Origin of the sequence: Streptomyces sp. MA5143a (genome assembly GCF_900290235.1) — a bacterium.
In the GTDB taxonomy this organism is placed as follows: domain Bacteria; phylum Actinomycetota; class Actinomycetes; order Streptomycetales; family Streptomycetaceae; genus Streptomyces.
On the sequence record NZ_OLMK01000062.1, the window covers coordinates 33,438 to 50,729 of the forward strand.

A 17,292-nucleotide genomic window follows, 5' to 3' on the forward strand; every position below is an offset into this window, starting at 1 on the left:
CACGGGCAACACCCCGTAGGACGACACGAAGGGCGCCCGGTGACCCCACCGGGCGCCCTTCGGCGTCGTACCGCTGAGCGGTCAGAGCTTCTCGATCACGTAGTCGACGCACTTCGTGAGGGCCTCGACGTCCGCCGGGTCGATCGCCGGGAACATCGCGACGCGCAGCTGGTTGCGGCCGAGCTTGCGGTACGGCTCGGTGTCGACGACGCCGTTGGCGCGCAAAGCCTTGGCGACGGCCGCGGCGTCGATCTCGTCGGCGAAGTCGATCGTGCCGATGACCTGCGAGCGCTTGGCCGGGTCCGAGACGAACGGCGTCGCGTACTTGGACTCCTCCGCCCAGCCGTACAGGCGGGTCGAGGAGTCCTTGGTGCGGGCCGTGGACCAGGCGAGACCGCCCTGGCCGTTGATCCACTCCAGCTGCTGGTTCAGCAGGAACAGCGTGGCGAGCGCCGGGGTGTTGTACGTCTGGTTCTTGCGGGAGTTGTCGATCGCCGTCGGCAGCGAGAAGAACTCCGGGACGTGCCGCCCGCTCGCGTGGATCCGCTCGGCGCGCTCGATCGCGGCCGGGGAGAACACGCCGATCCACAGGCCGCCGTCGGAGGCGAAGGACTTCTGCGGGGCGAAGTAGTAGACGTCCGTCTCGGCGATGTCCACGGGCAGACCGCCCGCGCCGGACGTGGCGTCGACCAGGACGAGGGCGCCCTCGTCGGCACCGGCCACCCGCTTGATCGGGGCGGCGACACCGGTGGAGGTCTCGTTGTGGGTGAAGGCGTAGACGTCGACGCCCGCCTCCGCGACCGGCTCCGGGTGCGTGCCGGGGTCGGAGGAGACCACGGTCGGCTCGCCCAGCCACGGGGCGAGCTTGGCGGCCTTGGCGAACTTCGAGCTGAACTCGCCGAAGGTCAGGTGCTGGCTCCTGTTCTCGATCAGGCCGTGCGTCGCGACGTCCCAGAACGCGGTGGAGCCGCCGTTGCCGAGGACCACCTCGTAGCCCTCGGGCAGGGAGAACAGCTCGCTGATGCCCTCGCGCACCTGGCCGACCAGGTTCTTCACCGGGGCCTGGCGGTGGGAGGTGCCGAGCAGGGAGGTGCCGGTCGCGGCCAGCGCGTCCAGCGCCTCCGTCCGCACCTTGGAGGGGCCAGCGCCGAAACGTCCGTCGGCGGGCTTGATGTCAGCGGGGATCTGGATATCAGCCACGGGTGCGAGCCTATCGGCTCCGCGAAACCTGGGCGAAACGTCGTCCGTCGGATGAGACGGGGCCCGTGCCGGGGCCGATGTCGCGGGCCCGGTCGCTCATCTGGTCCCAGAAACGGCGCATCCCGGCGACCGGCACCCCGCGCTGCCACGGGGCCTCCCGCCGCAGCCGCAGCGAGGCCCACGCCCACGGCTGCCACTTCTTCAGCAGGTCCCGCTGGTGCAGGCAGAAGACCTCGCTGAACTCCATGCGCAGGCTCTCCACCTTGGCCGGGTACGGGCACATCCTCAGCCGGCAGTCGTCCGTGCAGTTCGAGCCGGGCTGCGCCGCGTGCTCCGCCCCGCGCACCGGGCTCAGCCGGGTGCGGTCCTTGTGGACGCACGACGGCATCCGGGTCGGCTCCCGCGCACACAGCTCCAGGATGCGGAACGCGTCCTTCGGACGGTGCGCCCGCTCCCCGAGCACCATCACCAGCAGGACGTCCGCGAGCAGCTGCTGCGCCCTCGGGTCCAGGGTGCTCCAGCCGGTGGACGGCGGTATCCACAGGTTGTGGGCGCGCTGCTCGCCCGGCAGCCCCACCTCCGTGCCGACGCAGGACGCCACGGCCGCCTCGTCGATCCACAGGAACCGCTCCGGCCGCCGCGTCTGGAGCGCCCGCACCGCCAGCTTCGCCGCCCCCGCCACCAGCGGATGCTCCGCGTGGCCCCGGTCGCCCAGCGCCAGCCACTCCCGCACCTGCCCCCTCGGGTCGGAACCGGGGCCGCGCATCGGCTGGTCGGCGGTGACGTCGTCGGGCAGGCTCCACAGCGTCAGGGCGTGCAGCAGCGTCAGCCGCGTGTACCAGAAGGTGCTCTGCCGCAGCAGGTCCCGCGCCTGCTTGACGAGGAACTCGCGGGCCCCGCGGACGGCGCCCGGCCCCGGCCGCCGGTTGGCGGCGAACTTGAACCCCTGGGCCAGCGCCACCCCCAGACCGATGGAGGCGCCGGGCCCGTCGTCGTCGATCGGAGCACGGGCCGCCCCGGTCGCCGCCCGCACCCAGTTGTCCAGGTCGTCACGGGGGCTCGCCTGGCGCCGGCCCATCGCCGACGAGTCCACCAGCAGCGGCAGCAGCCAGGCCCGCATGGTGTTGCAGCTCCATCTGCCCTTCTCCGTCAGAGCCTCCTCCTCCGCCACCCTGCGCTCCTCCCGGTCCCGGTGGTCCGCCAGGTCCCACCCCCACGAGCGGTCCCCGTCCGCCTGCTCCGGCGACAACGCCACCCGGCCCGCCGGGCACCTGCGCGGCCCGGCCTCGACGGCGGCACACGCCTCGTCGAGCCCGCGGCACAACGCCTGGTACGCCCGCTCGCCGCCCGCGCCCACCTCCTTCACCAGCGCCTCCCGCACCCGGCGGTCCGTCTCCTTGCGGCCGATCCGGAACATCACCTCGTACACCGGGTACGCCGGATGCTCGTCGCCCGGCGCGCGGCCGCGCACGGCGGCCAGCCGACGCACGGCCGTGCCGCACTGCTTCACCAGCGCGATCTTCGCCTCGCGGAGCCGGGCGGGGTCCTCGTTCTGGCCGAGCCGGTGCCAGTCCCGCTCGATCTCCTTGACGAGGTGCTCCTGCCGGGGCGCGACCGCGACGCTGTCGATCTCCACGGCCGGGCCGTAGCTCTCCAGCGCCCGCAGCCGGGGACTGCCGCGGTCGTCGGGCTCGCCGTCGCCGCTGTGCCGCCCGACCGCGTGCGAGGCGTCGGCCTCGGCCAGCAGGTCCTTGGCATGCGCGGTCAGCAGCTCCCGCATCCGGTCGACGGGGCAGGTCCGCCGGCCCGCCCCCGAGGGCCCGCACACGCACCGCCCCTTCGGCGACCGGGAGTACAGGGTGAGCGCGATGAGCAGTTCCCGTCCGCCCTGCCGCAGCGCCCGGGCGATGTGCGCGTCGGGCACCGGCGCCTCGGGCGGGGCAGCGGAGGTCGTCGCACCACTGCTCGGCCCGGACGCGGCCGGCGACTCGAAGATCTTCTCCAGGAACCGGGAGCCGAGATACGCCTGCACGATGCTGTGCTGGAAGCGGACCTTGTCGCCGCTCTCGTGGACCAGCCCCATCCGGGTGCCCCAGGTCGCGGCGATCCTGATGTCGACCCTGGGCCCCACCCACCCGCCGGAGCCGCCGGGCGCCCCCTGACAGGGGTGCTGCGGCCTGCTCCAAGGAGCGCCGCGCCTCAGGGCGTACGTCTCCGGGCACCACCTCAGCTCCCCCATCCGCCGGTTCAGCTCGCGGGCGACCCGCCCGTTCCACTCCCGGTTCGGACCCGCCCGCACCGCGAACCCCCGGGGCTCCGACGCGCCGTCCGCGTCGGCGAGGGCCGAGCCCAGCTCCCCGAGGCCCACGTCGGCGCTGTCGGATGCCAGCCCGACGCAGGCGAGCGCCGAGATGTACTCCACCACCGCCAGCCGCGTGTCGTGGTCGATCGGCAGCTCGGGGTGGACGTCCGCGGCGACGAGGGCGTGGATCCACGTCTCCATCAGCTCCGCCCGCAGCCGCCAGCTGTCGTACAGCTGGAGGTCCTGGTCACCGCCGCCGTCCCACAAAGGTTCCAGCAGGTCCTGGGCGTGCAGATCCCGGGCGATCTTCAGATAGATGGGGGACTCTGCCATGTCGGCGGCCTCCACGATGCGGTCCAGCACGGTCAGGTCGGCGCGCCAGCTGCCACTGCCGGCGACGTACCGCAACGCCGCCTCGTTGCTCAGCGGCTCCAGCTCGGACACGGCCGCCTGCATCGCGCGCAGCGGGTCGTGCGGCCGCGACGCGATGACGAGCGGCAGACCCTCCTCGCCGGCCCGGCGGATCGCGTCCCGGATCAGATTGTCCCGGCGGCCGGTCAGGTCGTCCTCCGCGAACGCCTCCTCCAGGCCGTCGGCGAGGACCACGATCCGGTCCGCCCGCTGTCTGAGCCACCGCCAGATCCGGTCGACCTCGCCCTCGGACCGCACCTTCGCCCGCACGATCTCCCGGAACCGGGCCAGCGCCAACTCGCCGAAGTCCAGCGGCTCGTCGCCCTGCACGTCCCGCAGCCGCACGGGGATGGGCACCGCCCCCACCGCGGCGAGCTTCTGGGCCAGCCGGACCAGCAGCGCGGTCTTGCCGACGCCGACGCCCCCGACGACGACGTGCGGGCGCCGGACCTTCTTGTCGTTGAGGTTCTTCATGAGGGCGTTGCAGAGCTGGTCGCGTCCGACCACCTCGTCCATCAGGCTCCCGGCGGTCTGCACCAGCCGGCCGGGGTCGTGCCGGGCCTGGCGGGTGCAGTAGCGGCGGACCTGCCACAGGCGCCAGGACAGGAAGAGGAGGGTGGAGGCGGCGAACAGCAGCAGCGGCATCGCGACGCCGCTGACGGTGTCGCACGCGGCGGACTTCTCCTCGCACCACGGCTGCGGCCCGACGTCCTGCACCCACCCTTTGATGTCGGTTAGTTCCAGCAGCGCAAGGACCGACCACAGGACCAGTGCCGCCGTCAGCACGGCGGCCAGCGCCACCAGCACCGTAGTGAACGGCGGGTTCCACCACCGCCCGGCGCGGGTGACGCCCCGGTGCAGCAGCCAGCGGCCGCGCAGATGCCAGAAGACCGAGACGAAGGGGCGTCGGAGATGCGCCCAGAACTCGTGGAGGGGGCCCGCCTGCGGTGGTCCCGTGACGATCTTGACCTTGTGCGGGTGGAGTGCGTATCCCATCGACCACCACTCCGTCGGCTCGGCCGGGATCGGCCGGGGGCCGACGCTTCCGGGCGCGGGATGTCGGGGCGGAGGGATCCCTGCCTTCAGTTCACCAGCAGGGGCCCGCCCCCGCCACTCGACGCGGCACGGGTCACCGGCCGCCGACCGCGGGCGAGGGCGAGAACCGCACCGGCAGCTCCACCAGCCCCCGCAGCCAGGGCGAGGGCCGCCGGACGAGGTTCTCCCGCGGTACGGCGAGGTCGAGGTCCGGCAGCCGGTCCAGGACCACCTCGATACCGGTCCGGGCGATGACCTCGGCGATCTCCCGCGCCGGGAACGGGCAGCGGTGCTCGCCGTGACCGAAGGAGAAGTGCGCGTTGTTGCCGCCGGTGAGCGCGGAGCCGTGGGTACGCACGCGGGGGTCGGAGTTGGCGCCCTGGAGGCCGAGGACGACGAGGTCCCCGGCGCGCAGGGCACGGCCGCCGAGCCGGGTGTCCCGGGAGAGCCAGCGGCCGGCCGCGTTCTGAATGGGCGCGTCCTCCCACAGCACCTCGTTCATGGCCTCCGCCACACTGCTGCGTCCGCCGAACAGGGAGGCCGCGAACCGCTCGTCGGTCAGCATCAGCCGCAGGGAGTTGCCGATCCAGTCGGTGGTCGGCTGGTGTCCCGCGGCCAGCATGACCATCACGTCGTGCGTGACCTCCTCGACGGAGAAGCCGTGGCCGGAGGCGTTCACCAGCAGCCGGGACACCACGTCGTCGGCGGGACGCTCCCGCCGCTCCGCCACCAGCCGGGTCATCGCCGCCGTCAGCCGTGCCTCGGCGGCCTGCGCCCGGCCCTGCCCGTCGAGGATGTCGGTCAACGCCGCGACCAGGTCCGGCCCCTGCTCCTCCGGGAAACCGAACAGGTACGCCAGCACACGGACCGGCAGCAGCGCCGCGTACTGTGCGACGAGGTCGGCCCTGCCCGCCCCGCACACCGCGTCGAGCAGCTCGTCCGCGAACCGCTCGGCGTGGCCGCGCAGCGTGAACGCGTCGACCGCCTCCAGCGCCTCGCCGAGCAGCGCCGCACGCCGCCGGTGCCGTTCGCCGACCGAGCCGAGGATCGACGGCTGCTTCCGGCTGATCACCGGCAACAGGGGCCAGTCGGCGGGGATGTTCGGCCACTGGTTCCACAAACCGGAGTCCCTGCTGAACAGTTCCGGGTCGCTCGTCACCTGGTGCAGCTCGCGGTAGCCCAGCACCAACCACGCCGGCACGTCCCCGTCGAGCAGCACGGGGACGACCTCGCCGTGCTCGCGCCGCAGTGCGCGGTAGAGGGCGGCGGGGTCACCGTGGAAGCGGGCGCCGGTCAGGGCGACGGGGGCGGGGGCGGGCCCGGAGCCGGGGCCCGGTCCGGGTGTCCGGCCGTCCCCGCCGTGCTCAGAGGTTGCGAAGTCCAACTAGTACCTGCTCCAGGATGTCCAGATCGATCAGCGTGGCCTTGTGCGGGTGCCGGGCGCTGACCCGGCCCGCGGCGAGGAGGTCGGACAGCAGCACCTTGGTGATGCTCACCGGCAGCCCCAGCCCGGCGGCGATCTCCACGACCGCCGTGGGCCGTTCCGTCAGCCGCAGGATCGCCGTGTGCTCCGACTGCATCCCCGGCACCGGCTGCGACTCGGCGGTGACCAGGGTGACCAGGTCGAAGGGGGTGCCGGGCGCGGACCGGCTGCGTCCTCCGGTGAGGGTGTACAGCCGGTCGGGCAGGTCGTCCCTGCCGGGCCGGCTCATGACGTACGGGGCGCCAGAGCCGTAGCCGAAGTAGCCGAGGTGGTCGCCGTCGTCGCGGGGGAAGCGGGGCCGGTGGTGGAGGAGGTGGTCGAGGCCGGGGTGGTCGACCGGGTGGGCGCGGCGGTCGGGTCCGCGGGGGACTCCGGCCGGTGGCGCGGGCGGGCGCTGAGGTGCTCGCCCAACTGCTCCACCAGTTCGCTCATGGTGTGTCCGACGAGCCCGGCGTCGGCCTCCTCGTCCGTGACGACGGCCAGATGCGCGCCCTCGCCCGCCTCCACGATGAACAGGACCCCGCCGTGGAACTCCGCCATCGCCGACCGCACGCCGCCGCTGCCGTCGCCGAACTCCACGGAGGCGCCGTGGGACAGCGACTGCATGCCGGCGGCGATCGCGGCGAGCTGGTCCGCCTGGTCCACGGACAGCTCCGGCGTACGGCACAGCTTCAGCCCGTCCCGCGAGAGCACGAGCGCGTGCCGGGCGCCCGGAGTGCGTTCCAGCAAACCCTCCATGAGCCAGGTGAGCCTGTCGTCGGCGGTGGTGCCGGTGCCGGTCATGGGGTGGGGTCGCCTTCCAGGTCGGGATGCGGATGGGGGTCCGGATGGGGGAGGGGTGCGGGGCCGGCGCCGGTGCCGCCGGGGTCCGGATACGGGGGCACCGGGGGCGCGGGGGTGTGGGACGACGGCGCGTGGGCGGAGGGCGTGTTGTCGTCGCCCGGCGCGGGCCGGTCGTCCCGCTGGGGGTCCCGGGCCAGCTCCCGCAACGCGTCCAACTGCCACTGGATGTCCCGCACCGACTCGGATTCCGGCGGAGGCTCGGCCTGCCACGGGGTGTCCCGGACCGGCTCGACCTCGTGAGGCGGGGTCTGGGTCGGCCCGGCCTGCCATGCGGTGTCCCGCACCGGCTCGGGCTCCTGCGGTGAGGTCCGGGCCGGCTCGGCCTGCCAGGCGGTCTCCCGGACCGGCTCGGATTCCCCGAGCGGGATACGGGCGAGTCCCGGCTGCCACGGCGTGTCGCCCACCGGCTGCCACGGATCGTCCCGCACCGGTTCGAACTCCCACCGCGCGCCGCGCACGGGCTCCGGCTCCCAACCGGGGTCCGTTACGGGAGCGGTCGGCTCCCACTCGGGCTCCGGCGCCGAGGACGTCTCCCAGGTCGCCCCCCGGGCGACACCCCACTCGGGCTCCCGTGCGGGCTCCAGCGCGAGGGGCGGTACGGCGGTGCCGGGCGACGGGACCGGGGCGTCCGGGACAGGGCCGGCCACCTGCTCGCCGACGGGCTCGCGCACCGGCTCCCGCAGAGGCTCCGGCAGGAGTTCCCCTGCGTACTCTGACCGGGCCTCCCGTACGAGGCCCGAGGCCGGCAGACCCTCCCGTCCGGCGTCGGGCAGACCGTCCCGTACGGGTTCCGGGAGGCTCTCCCCGCCGGGGCCCGGAAGGAACCCCGTCCCCGGTCGCGGGAACGGCGTCCCCGGTTGCGGGAACGGCGTGCCCGTCGTGATCGGCGCACCGGGCGTACCCGGCGGTTCCGTGCTGTCCGGCCGCTCCAGGCTCTCGCTGTGCTCCGGCCGCCCCGCGTTCTCCCCGTGCTCCGCCCCCTCCGTGCGCCGGTGGAGGCCCGTGGACGGTTCGTCGTCCGTGGACGTGCCCTGGACGAAGGCCTGGTCGAGGCCGCTCGTGCCGCGGACGGCGCGGCGGAAGCTGCTGAAGCGGACGGCGCCGGTGCTGGCGTCCTCGGCGGGGCGGGAGTCTCGGGCCGGCGGGGCGTCGGCGCTCTGGGCGCGCGTGCGGGCCTCGGCCTCGGCGAGGGACCGGCCCCGGCGGCGCCGGGGGAGGCCGCCGGGGCCCGTCGGGGGCTCCTCGGGGCCGGGGGCGGCGCCGTACGGGGACGGGGACTCGTGGGTCGGCGTCGGTTCGTCGTCCAGGTCGTGCGGTGCGGGCACGGCGGCGTACGGCGTCGACCGCTCGTCCGTCGGGGCCGGGGTCTGCGCGGGCGCCGCCGGCACCGTACCGGCCAGCACGTCCTGCGGGACCAGCATCAGGACGCCCGTGCCGCCGCGGGCGGAGGGGCGGAAGGAGACCTTGAGGCCGTGCTTGCGGGCGAGACGGCCGACGACGGCGAGACCGAGGCGGGTGCCGGTGAGGCCGGTGAGGTCGGAGTCCTCGCCGGAGACGGCGCGTTCGGCGCGGCGCAGCTGGACGTCGCTCATGACGAGGCCCGCGTCCTCGACGGAGATGATGACGCCGGTCGGGACCTCCTCGACGTAGACGTGGACCTCGGCGGTCGGAGGTGAGAAGTTCGCCGCGTTGTCGAGGAGTTCGGCGAGCGCGTGCATCACGCCCTCGGCGGCGTGCCCGGCGACGGCGGACTCGCTGGAGGAGTGCAGCCGGACCCGGCGGTAGGCGCCGATGCGGCCCATCGCGCCCCGCAGGATCGACTCCATGGGGATGGGTCTGGCCCAGCGGCGCCCGGAGCGGGCGCCAGCGAGGACGGCGACGGAGTCGGCGAGGCGGCCCGCCTGGGCGGTGCGGTGGTCGAGGTGGAGCAGGTCGGCGAGGACGTCCTCGTCGGCGTGGCGTTCCTCCATGGCGCGCAGGTCGGCGAGGGTGCCGGTGGCGAGGGCCTGCATCCGGCCGGCCACGTTGGCGGTGACGGCGAGGGCGGCCGTGCGCTCGGTCTCGGCCTGCCGGGCGCGGTCGAGGAGCCGGGACCTCTCCTCCTCGGCCTTGGTCTCCAGTTGGGCGCGCTCGTCGGCGAGCCGGCCGCGCTCGTGGTCCAGTTCGGCGGTGAGCCGGGTCCGTTCGCGGGCGTAGTCGGCGGCGATCCGGGCGCGGTCCTGGAGGAACTCCTCGGTCAGCCGCGCCCGTTCCTGCCCGAACTCGGCCGTCAGCCGGGCCCGTTCCTGGAGGAGCATCCCGGTGTCACGGGACACGGCGTCGAGGCGGTGCCGCAGCGACCGCGCCGACTGCCGGGCGTGGACGGCGACCGCGACGGCGAGCGTCAGCAGCAGGGCGGCGGCGCCCGCGCCACCCGCCACCGGGACCCGTAAGGACGCGGGTGCGAGCGCGACCGAACCGCCGGCCGCGGCTGCGGCGAACACGGCGGTGACCAGGGGCAGGGGCAGGACTGAGCGGAGCGCTGGGCGGTCGCCCGGAGGGCGTGGGGGGCTGGGCGCGGTCATGGGCTGCTGTCCTCGGTCGGTTCTGGACTCGGTAACTCAGTCGGTTCCTGGCCTCGGTAACACGGTCGGTTCCTGTGCGAGAAGCGACACCTGGTGCTCAATTGGGCGTCACTATATGAGAGTTCGTGACGGGGGTCGGGCGGTTTCCGGTTAGCTCACCAGAATCCGGCCATCGCCCCGGTACCGGCCCGCCGTCACCGCGTGGTCACTGTCAGTGGTGGGATGCATGCTGGAGGGATGGAAGGTCCAGGGGAGACGCGAGCAGGGTCACGGTCCGGGCCGGCGGCGGAGCGGCCCGCGACCGGGGCGCGGTCGACGGCGGAGCGGCACTCGTCCAGGTCGGTGACGGCGGCCGGGCTGCGGGCGGCGCTGACGGCGGCCGTGCGGGGCGAGGTCGCGTTCGACACGACCGCGCGGGCACTGATGACCATGGACGCGTCCAACTACCGCCGGGTGCCGCTCGGCGTGGTCGCGCCCCGGGACGCGGACGACGTGGCGGCCGTCCTGGCGGTGTGCCGGGAGCACGGCGTGCCGGTGGTGGCGCGCGGCGGCGGCACGTCGATCGCCGGCCAGGCCACGGGCACGGGCGTCGTCCTGGACTTCACCCGCCATATGAACCGGCTGCTCGCCCTGGACCCCGAGGCGCGCACGGCCGTCGTCCAGCCGGGCCTGGTCCTGGACCGCCTCCAGGACGCTGCCGCCCCGCACGGCCTCCGCTTCGGCCCCGACCCCTCCACCCACAGCCGCTGCACCCTCGGCGGCATGATCGGCAACAACTCCTGCGGCTCCCACTCGGTGGCCTGGGGCACCACCGCCGACAGCGTGCGCGAGCTGTCGGTCCTCGACGGCAGGGGCAGGTCCCGCCGCCTCGGACAGGACTGGTCCGGCGCCCCGGACGGGCTCCGGGCCCTGGTGGAAGGGGAGTTGGCGCTGCTGCGCACCGGCTTCCCCGACCTGCCCCGCCGTATCTCCGGCTACGCCCTCGACACCCTGCTCCCCGAGCGGGGCGCCGACGTGGCCCGTGCCTTCTGCGGCTCCGAGGGCACCCTCGGCGTCCTCACGGAGGCGGTCGTACGCCTCGTCGAGGCTCCCCGCGCGCGTGCCCTCGCCGTCCTCGGGTACGCCGACGAGAGCGCGGCGGCCGAGGGGGCCCCCGCGCTGCTCCCGCACGGCCCGTTGACCGTGGAGGGCATGGCCGCGGACCTCGTCCCCCCGGGGACGTCCGGGCTGCCGGCGGGCGGGGCGTGGCTGTTCGTGGAGACCGGCGGGGACACGGCCGCCGAGGCGCGGGCGCGCGCCGAGGCGATCGTGCGCGCGGCGGACGCGGCCGACGCGCTGGTGGTCACCGACACCGCCGCCCAGCGCGCCCTGTGGCGGGTCCGCGAGGACGCCAGCGGGACGGCGACGAGGATGCCCGACGGCAGCGAGGCCTGGCCCGGCTGGGAGGACTGCGCGGTCCCGCCCGCCCGACTCGGCGCGTACCTCCGGGACTTCCGCGGCCTCCTGCGCGCCCACGACCTGCGCGGCACCCCCTACGGCCACTTCGGCGACGGCTGCATCCACGTCCGTATCGACTTCGACCTCCTCACCGAGCCGGGCGTCGCCCGCTTCCGCCGCTTCTCGGAGGACCTCGCCGACCTGGTCGTCTCCCACGGCGGCTCCCTCTCCGGGGAACACGGCGACGGCCAGGCGCGGGCCGAACTGCTGCCGAGGATGTACGGGCCCGACCTGATCGCCGTGTTCGAGCGCGCCAAGGCCCTCTGGGACCCGGACGACCTCCTTAACCCCGGCATGCTCGTCCGCCCGGCCCCCCTCGACACCAACCTGCGCTTCGCGCCGCTGCCCCGCGACCCGGTCCCGGTGGTGTTCGGATACCCGGAGGACGGCGGCGACTTCTCGGCGGCCGTACGACGCTGCGTGGGCGTCGCCAAATGCCGTACGACGGAGGCGGCTGCGGGCTCCGGCGCGGTCATGTGCCCCTCCTTCCGGGCGACGGGGGAGGAGGAGCACTCCACTCGCGGCCGGGCCCGCCTCCTGCACGAGATGCTGGCCGGAGAGGTCGTCACCGACGGCTGGCGCTCGCCCGAGGTGCGGGACGCGCTGGATCTCTGCCTGTCCTGCAAGGGCTGCCGCTCGGACTGCCCCGTCGGCGTCGACATGGCCACGTACAAGGCGGAGTTCCTCCACCACCACTACGCGGGCCGCCGGCGCCCCGCCGCCCACTACACGATGGGCCGCCTGCCGGTATGGCTCCACCTGCTCGCCCGCACCCGCACGGCCGGCCTCGTCAACCTCCTCGCCGGAGTACGCCCCTTGGCCGGCCTGGCGAAACGGCTGGGAGGGATCGCGGGGGAGCGGGACCTGCCGAGGCTGGCGCCGGTGCCGTTCTCCCGGTGGTACCGGGGGTGGGTCGGGGAGCGGGACGAGGCGGACGGGCGGGAGGAGGGTGTCGGGCCGGACGGGAGTGCCGTGCCGGAAGAGGGTGTCGGGTCGGACGGGGGCGTCGCGCCGGACGGAGGTGTCGAATGGGTCGAGTGTGGGGAGCGGGACCGTCCGGAGGGGTGGGGAGTGCGGTGGGGGCCGAGGCAGGTCCGCCGCCCGCCGGTCCCCGAGGAACTGGCGGTGGGCACCCTTGACGAGGCCGGGCTTCGGGCGGGCGGCGAGGCCGAGCTCGGGGCGGGTGCCGAGGACGAGTTCGGGGCGGCGGGTGACGAGGCCGGGCCTTGGGCGGGTGCCGAGGGCGGTGGGCGCGACGGGGACGGCGACGCGTACGGGCTGCCGCCGGCCACCGTGCTGCTGTGGACCGACACCTTCACCGAGTACCTCTCCCCGTCCGTGGGACGGGCCGCGCTGCGCGTGCTGGAGGCGGCCGGGCTGGAGGTGATCGTGCCGCCGACGCGCGGGACGAGGCGGAAACCGGCCTGGCGGAAGCGGCGAAAGGCGGGCCAGGAGACCGACCTCGCACAAGGGGCACTCGCCCGCACCCTGTTCACGTCGCGTCAGGGCAGGCTCTGCTGCGGCCTCACGTACATCTCGACGGGCCAGCTAGACCAGGCCCGCGCGGTGCTGCGCCGCACGCTGGACCTGCTGGACCCGTTCCTCGCCCCCTCCTTCTCCCCCTCCCCCTCCCGCGCCCCGGCCGGTCTGCCCCTCGTCGTCCTGGAACCGAGCTGCGCGGCGACCCTCCGCTCGGACCTCCCCGAGCTGCTCCACGACGACCCGCGGGCTGCCAGGGTGGCCGCCTCCGTCGTCACGTTCGCCGAGGCACTGGAGCGCTACGCCCCCGGCTGGACCCCTCCCGCGCTCGACCGCCCGGTGGTCGGCCAGACCCACTGCCACCAGCACGCGGTACTGGGCGACGCCCCCGACCGCCGCCTCCGCGCGGCCGCCGGCCTCACCGGTGACCTCAGCGGCGGTTGCTGCGGACTGGCCGGCAACTTCGGCTTCGAGAGGGGCCACTACGAGGTGTCCGTCGCCTGCGCCGAGGAGCAACTCCTCCCGGCGGTCAGGGAGGCGACGGACGACACGCTGATCCTGGCGGACGGCTTCTCCTGCCGGACACAGCTGGAGCACCTGGCGGGACGGCGGGGTGCGCACCTGGCGGAGGTGCTGGCGGAAGCGCTGGACCGGGGGAAGAGAGAAGAAGGATGAGGTCACCCGAACTGGGCCGTGTGGCGGTGCTGTCGGACATCCACGGGGTGCTCCCCGCGGTGGAGGCGGTACTGGCGGAGCCGGACGTGCGTGCGGCGGACCGGATCGTCCTCACCGGTGACATCACGGCGGGCCCACAACCGGCCGAGGTGCTGGACCTGTTGCGCGGGGAGGGCGACCGGGTGGTGTGGATCAGGGGGAACGCGGACCGTGAACTGGTCGAGTACCGCCGGGGCGACCGCGCCACCATCCCCGACCCCATCGGCCCGTACGCGGCGGAGGCGCTCAGCGGCGAACAGGTCGACTTCCTCGCGTCCCTGCCGAGGACGCGCACCCTGACCGTCCGGGGCCTCGGGCCCACCCTCTTCTGTCATGCGACGCCCCGCGACGACGAGGAGGTGGTGCTGGTCGACTCCCGCCCCGCCCGCTGGGCGGAGGTCCTCGCGGACGTACCCGCCGACGTCCGCACGATCGTCTGCGGCCACACGCACATGCCCTACACCCGCCTCGCGGAGGGCCGCCTGATCGTCAACCCGGGCAGCGTCGGCATGCCGTACGGCCGCCCCGGCGCGCACTGGGCGCTGCTGGGCCCCGGCGTCGACCTCCGCACGACCTCGTTCGACATCCCCGCCGCCGTCGCCCGCCTCACCGCAGCATGCGGCTACGAGGACATCGCCGCCTGGGCGGACCACTACCTCAACGCCCGGACGACGGACGCGGAGGCGCTGGCGGCGTTCGGCCCGAGGGACGGCAGAGGCGGCGCGTGAACGGGGGCGCGTGAACGGGGGCGCGTGCGGCCGGGGACTCCGTCCGGCGTCAGCCGAGGTCCGTGACGTCCCCGAGCCCGGTGGCGCGCCCCTCCGCGTCCCACTCGACCTCCTGGATGCCGACCACGGCGTCCCGGTTGAGCGGGCCGAAGACATGGGGGAAGAGGACGTCGTCGCCGACGCCGGGCGGCGGGGCGGGTGCCGCCGCCTCGAACTCGACACGGGCGTCGAGCCGCTCCTCGTCGAGCATGAGCACGTGCAACGGCCTGGGGACGTCCCGGTAGAACGCGTTGACGACCGCAACGGTCGTGGCCTCGTCCGGCGAGCAGTGCACGAACCCGTCCTCGGCGAGCGAGGCGGGAGCGTAGGGCTGATCGGGCCGGGCGTTCCAGGCCTCGGGGGATACGACGTGGTGAATCATTGCCTGGTTATACAACAGGCGACGGGCCGGCCGTTCACCGTGTCAGTGGCGTCACTCGGGTGCAAGGTCCGCATCACGTACAGGAACGGGGCACGGGCCGGGGCCCGTCCTCACTGATGGCCCCGGCCTCGCGCTTCTCTGTCAGTCGAGCTACCTCAGCCGCTGCCCACGACTCTCGGCCACCCGTAGCGCGTCGCCGAGGGCCTCCGCCAATCTCTCCGCGATGAAACGAAGCTCCCCCCTGGGGGCGTCCGGCAATAGTTCATGGGCATGGCCCAGAAGCTCGGCACCCATCCCGAGTTGGATGGACTCCACGGCGTCCGCAAGCCGCGATACCGGCCCACCTTGATCATCGGTGATGACGTAGCAAGGCTTCCTCTCAGGGCCGGACCAGGGCAGCAGGCGGGCGACGCGTGGTGGGTCCGATGCTTCCTCGTCTGCGGTGGCGCTCACCAGGTGACATCCATCCCGTGTGTCCGGCGCGGGCAGGACACGTTCAGGCCGAGGGAGGCCATGGCCGGTTGCCGGCGTTGCTGTTCGCAGATGGTGACGTACGGGCGTACGGCGATGGTGGCGGTGCCGTCGAGCAGACCGTGGAGGCCGTAAGGGCTGCGATGGGTGGGCAGCGCAGCGTCTGGCGTCGCTGGCGGGGCGGGCGCCGGAATCGTGGGCAGGGAACGGGCACGGTGTCTACCGTGAGGCTTGCCGAGGGCACTCATCCACGCGATGAGACCACGGATAAGGTCGGTCATGTCATCAGCTCCGTCCATGTCTCCCGAGAGGAACGCGACCTGGCAACCTTATCGCTTTTCGCGAATAGTGGTGATGATTTCCAGGGGGAATCGCTAAGTCGCTTACCGTGTGAAGCAGCAAAGCTCGCACACGAGTGGTCCAGGAGGGCTCCTTTGGGCACGAGTAGGTGGGTCAGCGCCTCGATGCCTTACCTGATGCCGCGTGAGAACGGGCAGGGTGACGCGTGGGCCGCTGATGCGGCCGTGCAGGGCCGCCGGGGCACGCAGCGAATCGTGTACGCCGGTGAGGCTCCCGCACCCGCCGAGGTTGCGAGACTGTTCGGGCTGCCGGAGGGAGAGCCGGTCGTCGTGCGCCGTCGGGTCATCCTTCTCGACGATCAGCCGAACGAGCTCACAGACACCTACTATCCGACCTCCATCGCCCGCGGCACCGCTCTGGCCGGAACGGCCAAGATCCGGGGCGGAGCCGTGACGCTGCTCGCCCAACTCGGACACGTCGGCGCTCTCGTACGTGAGGATGTCGTCGCGGACATGCCGGACGAGGAAGAACGGAAGGCTTTGCAGACCGCGCCCGGTGAGCCGGTTCTGCGGCTGACCCGGCTCACCTTGGACCGCGACGATCAACCGATCCAGATCGACTGCATGGTGATGCCGGGGCGACGGCAGCGGCTCCGATACGAGATCAGGATGGAATGACCGTGCCCAAGGCCCAGCCCGAAAGCCCCGACCGCCGCTCGCTGCATGAACGCATTGCCGCCGACCTGCGCGACGAGATCATGAGCGGAGAAATCCCCCCCGGGAAGCAGCCTTCCTTCCACGGCCCACCTGAAGGCCCGCTTCGACGCGTCCAACGCCACGGTGCAGAAGGCGCTGCAGTTGCTCAAGGACGAACGTCTGGTGGTCGGGCGGGCAGGTGCCGCGGTCACCGTTCGGGAGCACCGGCAGCGGACCGTGCGACCCGCCTCCTTCATGGCCCCGGCTTCGCCCGGAGACCCGTATCGCTGGCTCGCCGAGGCGGCCAAGTCCGGCGTGAGCGCACGCAGCACTCTCCTCGACGTGGGCGAGCGCCGGCCACCGGCGGACGTGCGCACGGCGCTCGGCCTCCCGGAGGACGGCCTGGCGCTGCTCCGCAGCCAGATCCTGTTCATCGACGGGGAGCCGGTCGAACTCGTGCAGTCGTACTATCCGCTGGACATCGCCCGTGGCACACCCTTGACGGGCCGCCGGAAGATCCCGGGTGGAAGTCCCACGCTCCTGGCCGAACTCGGCTATCCGCCTCGCCTCAGCGTCGACCGCGTCTCCGCCCGGGTGCCCACCCAGAGACAGTACGAAGCGCTGAACCTCCCTACCAGCCTTCCGGTGCTGCGTACTCTTCGTGTGGTGCACAGCGATGACGAACGCGTCATCGAGGCGACGGTTCTGGTGAAGGCCGGCCATCTCTATGAGCTGCAGTACGAGTTCACGCCTGAGTGAGGGCGCGTTAGTGAAATCTGACCCGCGCGTAGAGGCGGTGGGCGCCATGTTGCAGCCTTGTCCACGGGAGGGCCGCTAGCGCCTGACCTGCGGGTGGGGATGCACTTTCATTCCGATCGGGCTGCGGGAGACCGGCCGATTCTGGTCAAGGCGGCGGAGGGTGTAGGCGCGTACGACCACGCCGCAGCTGACGAGCGATCTGTGTACGGGGCGTTGAACTATCGTCGTGATCCCGTCGGCGGCGCGCCGTCACTAAGACGTGGGAGATGCCGCCCGCACGGGCCGTTACGCCCTGCAGGACCTCAAGAAGGTCTGGCACTGCTTGGCGCGATTCACCCAGAGCCGCACACCATCCGCTGACTAGGCACCTTGTCCAGCCGAAGCCGAAGC

10 protein-coding genes and 3 pseudogenes are annotated in these 17,292 nt (G+C 73.5%); 5 read left to right on the plus strand and 8 right to left on the minus strand.

Going from position 1 to position 17,292, the window contains the following annotated elements; translation table 11 throughout:
- Positions 1–81: 81 nt before the first annotated feature.
- The 6 genes and pseudogenes from serC to SMA5143A_RS44605 all read right to left on the minus strand — a co-directional run bounded on the left by serC (position 82) and on the right by SMA5143A_RS44605 (position 9,838).
- A complete protein-coding gene (gene serC, locus SMA5143A_RS25160; RefSeq protein WP_107465122.1) occupies positions 82–1,200 on the minus strand; it encodes a phosphoserine transaminase in 1,119 nt (372 codons plus the stop codon).
- A gap of 10 nt (positions 1,201–1,210) precedes the next feature.
- Positions 1,211–4,909: an NACHT domain-containing protein gene (locus SMA5143A_RS25165; protein WP_107465123.1), complete on the minus strand. Its 3,699-nt coding sequence runs from the start codon at positions 4,907–4,909 to the stop codon at positions 1,211–1,213.
- 133 nt (positions 4,910–5,042) lie between these two features.
- Positions 5,043–6,332, minus strand: a complete 1,290-nt coding sequence (locus tag SMA5143A_RS25170) for a cytochrome P450 (RefSeq protein WP_375136542.1) — start codon at positions 6,330–6,332, stop codon at positions 5,043–5,045.
- The gene (locus tag SMA5143A_RS25175; RefSeq protein WP_055541466.1) at positions 6,313–6,660 is read right to left on the minus strand and encodes a DUF742 domain-containing protein; all 348 of its coding nucleotides are present in this window, start codon (positions 6,658–6,660) and stop codon (positions 6,313–6,315) included. Before SMA5143A_RS25175 ends, SMA5143A_RS25170 begins: the two co-directional genes overlap by 20 nt.
- 152 nt (positions 6,661–6,812) lie before the next feature.
- A pseudogene (locus tag SMA5143A_RS25180) lies at positions 6,813–7,214 on the minus strand (roadblock/LC7 domain-containing protein); the annotation flags it as partial.
- The gene (locus SMA5143A_RS44605; protein ID WP_107465125.1) at positions 7,211–9,838 is read right to left on the minus strand and encodes a sensor histidine kinase; all 2,628 of its coding nucleotides are present in this window, start codon (positions 9,836–9,838) and stop codon (positions 7,211–7,213) included. The gene SMA5143A_RS44605 and the pseudogene SMA5143A_RS25180, both read right to left, overlap by 4 nt.
- A gap of 429 nt (positions 9,839–10,267) precedes the next feature.
- Here SMA5143A_RS44605 and SMA5143A_RS44105 point away from each other — a divergent pair, with 429 nt between their 5' ends.
- Together SMA5143A_RS44105 and SMA5143A_RS25200 are read left to right on the plus strand one after the other, a co-directional pair.
- Positions 10,268–13,489: an FAD-binding and (Fe-S)-binding domain-containing protein gene (locus SMA5143A_RS44105; RefSeq protein ID WP_375136543.1), complete on the plus strand. Its 3,222-nt coding sequence runs from the start codon at positions 10,268–10,270 to the stop codon at positions 13,487–13,489.
- Complete coding sequence (locus SMA5143A_RS25200) at positions 13,486–14,256, plus strand: metallophosphoesterase family protein (RefSeq protein WP_107465126.1); 771 nt, start codon at positions 13,486–13,488, stop codon at positions 14,254–14,256. Before SMA5143A_RS44105 ends, SMA5143A_RS25200 begins: the two co-directional genes overlap by 4 nt.
- A 49-nt stretch (positions 14,257–14,305) precedes the next feature.
- Here SMA5143A_RS25200 and SMA5143A_RS25205 read toward each other — a convergent pair whose 3' ends face one another.
- Both SMA5143A_RS25205 and SMA5143A_RS44110 read right to left on the minus strand, forming a co-directional pair.
- On the minus strand, positions 14,306–14,677 hold the full coding sequence (locus SMA5143A_RS25205; RefSeq protein WP_107465127.1) for a DUF952 domain-containing protein: 372 nt from the start codon (positions 14,675–14,677) through the stop codon (positions 14,306–14,308).
- A 150-nt stretch (positions 14,678–14,827) separates the two neighbouring features.
- Complete coding sequence (locus SMA5143A_RS44110) at positions 14,828–15,130, minus strand: hypothetical protein (protein WP_107465128.1); 303 nt, start codon at positions 15,128–15,130, stop codon at positions 14,828–14,830.
- 452 nt (positions 15,131–15,582) lie between these two features.
- Here SMA5143A_RS44110 and SMA5143A_RS25220 point away from each other — a divergent pair, with 452 nt between their 5' ends.
- The 3 genes and pseudogenes from SMA5143A_RS25220 to SMA5143A_RS44800 all read left to right on the plus strand — a co-directional run.
- On the plus strand, positions 15,583–16,125 hold the full coding sequence (locus tag SMA5143A_RS25220; protein ID WP_107465130.1) for a GntR family transcriptional regulator: 543 nt from the start codon (positions 15,583–15,585) through the stop codon (positions 16,123–16,125).
- Positions 16,122–16,902, plus strand: a pseudogene (locus tag SMA5143A_RS25225) (GntR family transcriptional regulator). Before SMA5143A_RS25220 ends, SMA5143A_RS25225 begins: the two are co-directional and overlap by 4 nt.
- Positions 16,903–17,161: 259 nt before the next feature.
- Positions 17,162–17,266 (plus strand): annotated as a pseudogene (locus SMA5143A_RS44800) (DUF3626 domain-containing protein); the annotation flags it as partial.
- Between the last annotated feature and the right edge of the window lie 26 nt (positions 17,267–17,292).

What these genes read in the sequence shown, in the direction of transcription:
- SMA5143A_RS25165 (WP_107465123.1), bottom strand. Translation starts at nt 4,909, where the DNA reads ATGGGATACGCACTCCACCCGCACAAGGTCAAGATCGTCACGGGACCA.
- SMA5143A_RS25175 (WP_055541466.1), bottom strand. Translation starts at nt 6,660, where the DNA reads ATGAGCCGGCCCGGCAGGGACGACCTGCCCGACCGGCTGTACACCCTC.
- SMA5143A_RS44605 (WP_107465125.1), bottom strand. Translation starts at nt 9,838, where the DNA reads ATGACCGCGCCCAGCCCCCCACGCCCTCCGGGCGACCGCCCAGCGCTC.
- SMA5143A_RS44105 (WP_375136543.1), top strand. Translation starts at nt 10,268, where the DNA reads ATGGACGCGTCCAACTACCGCCGGGTGCCGCTCGGCGTGGTCGCGCCC.
- SMA5143A_RS25200 (WP_107465126.1), top strand. Translation starts at nt 13,486, where the DNA reads ATGAGGTCACCCGAACTGGGCCGTGTGGCGGTGCTGTCGGACATCCAC.
- SMA5143A_RS25205 (WP_107465127.1), bottom strand. Translation starts at nt 14,677, where the DNA reads ATGATTCACCACGTCGTATCCCCCGAGGCCTGGAACGCCCGGCCCGAT.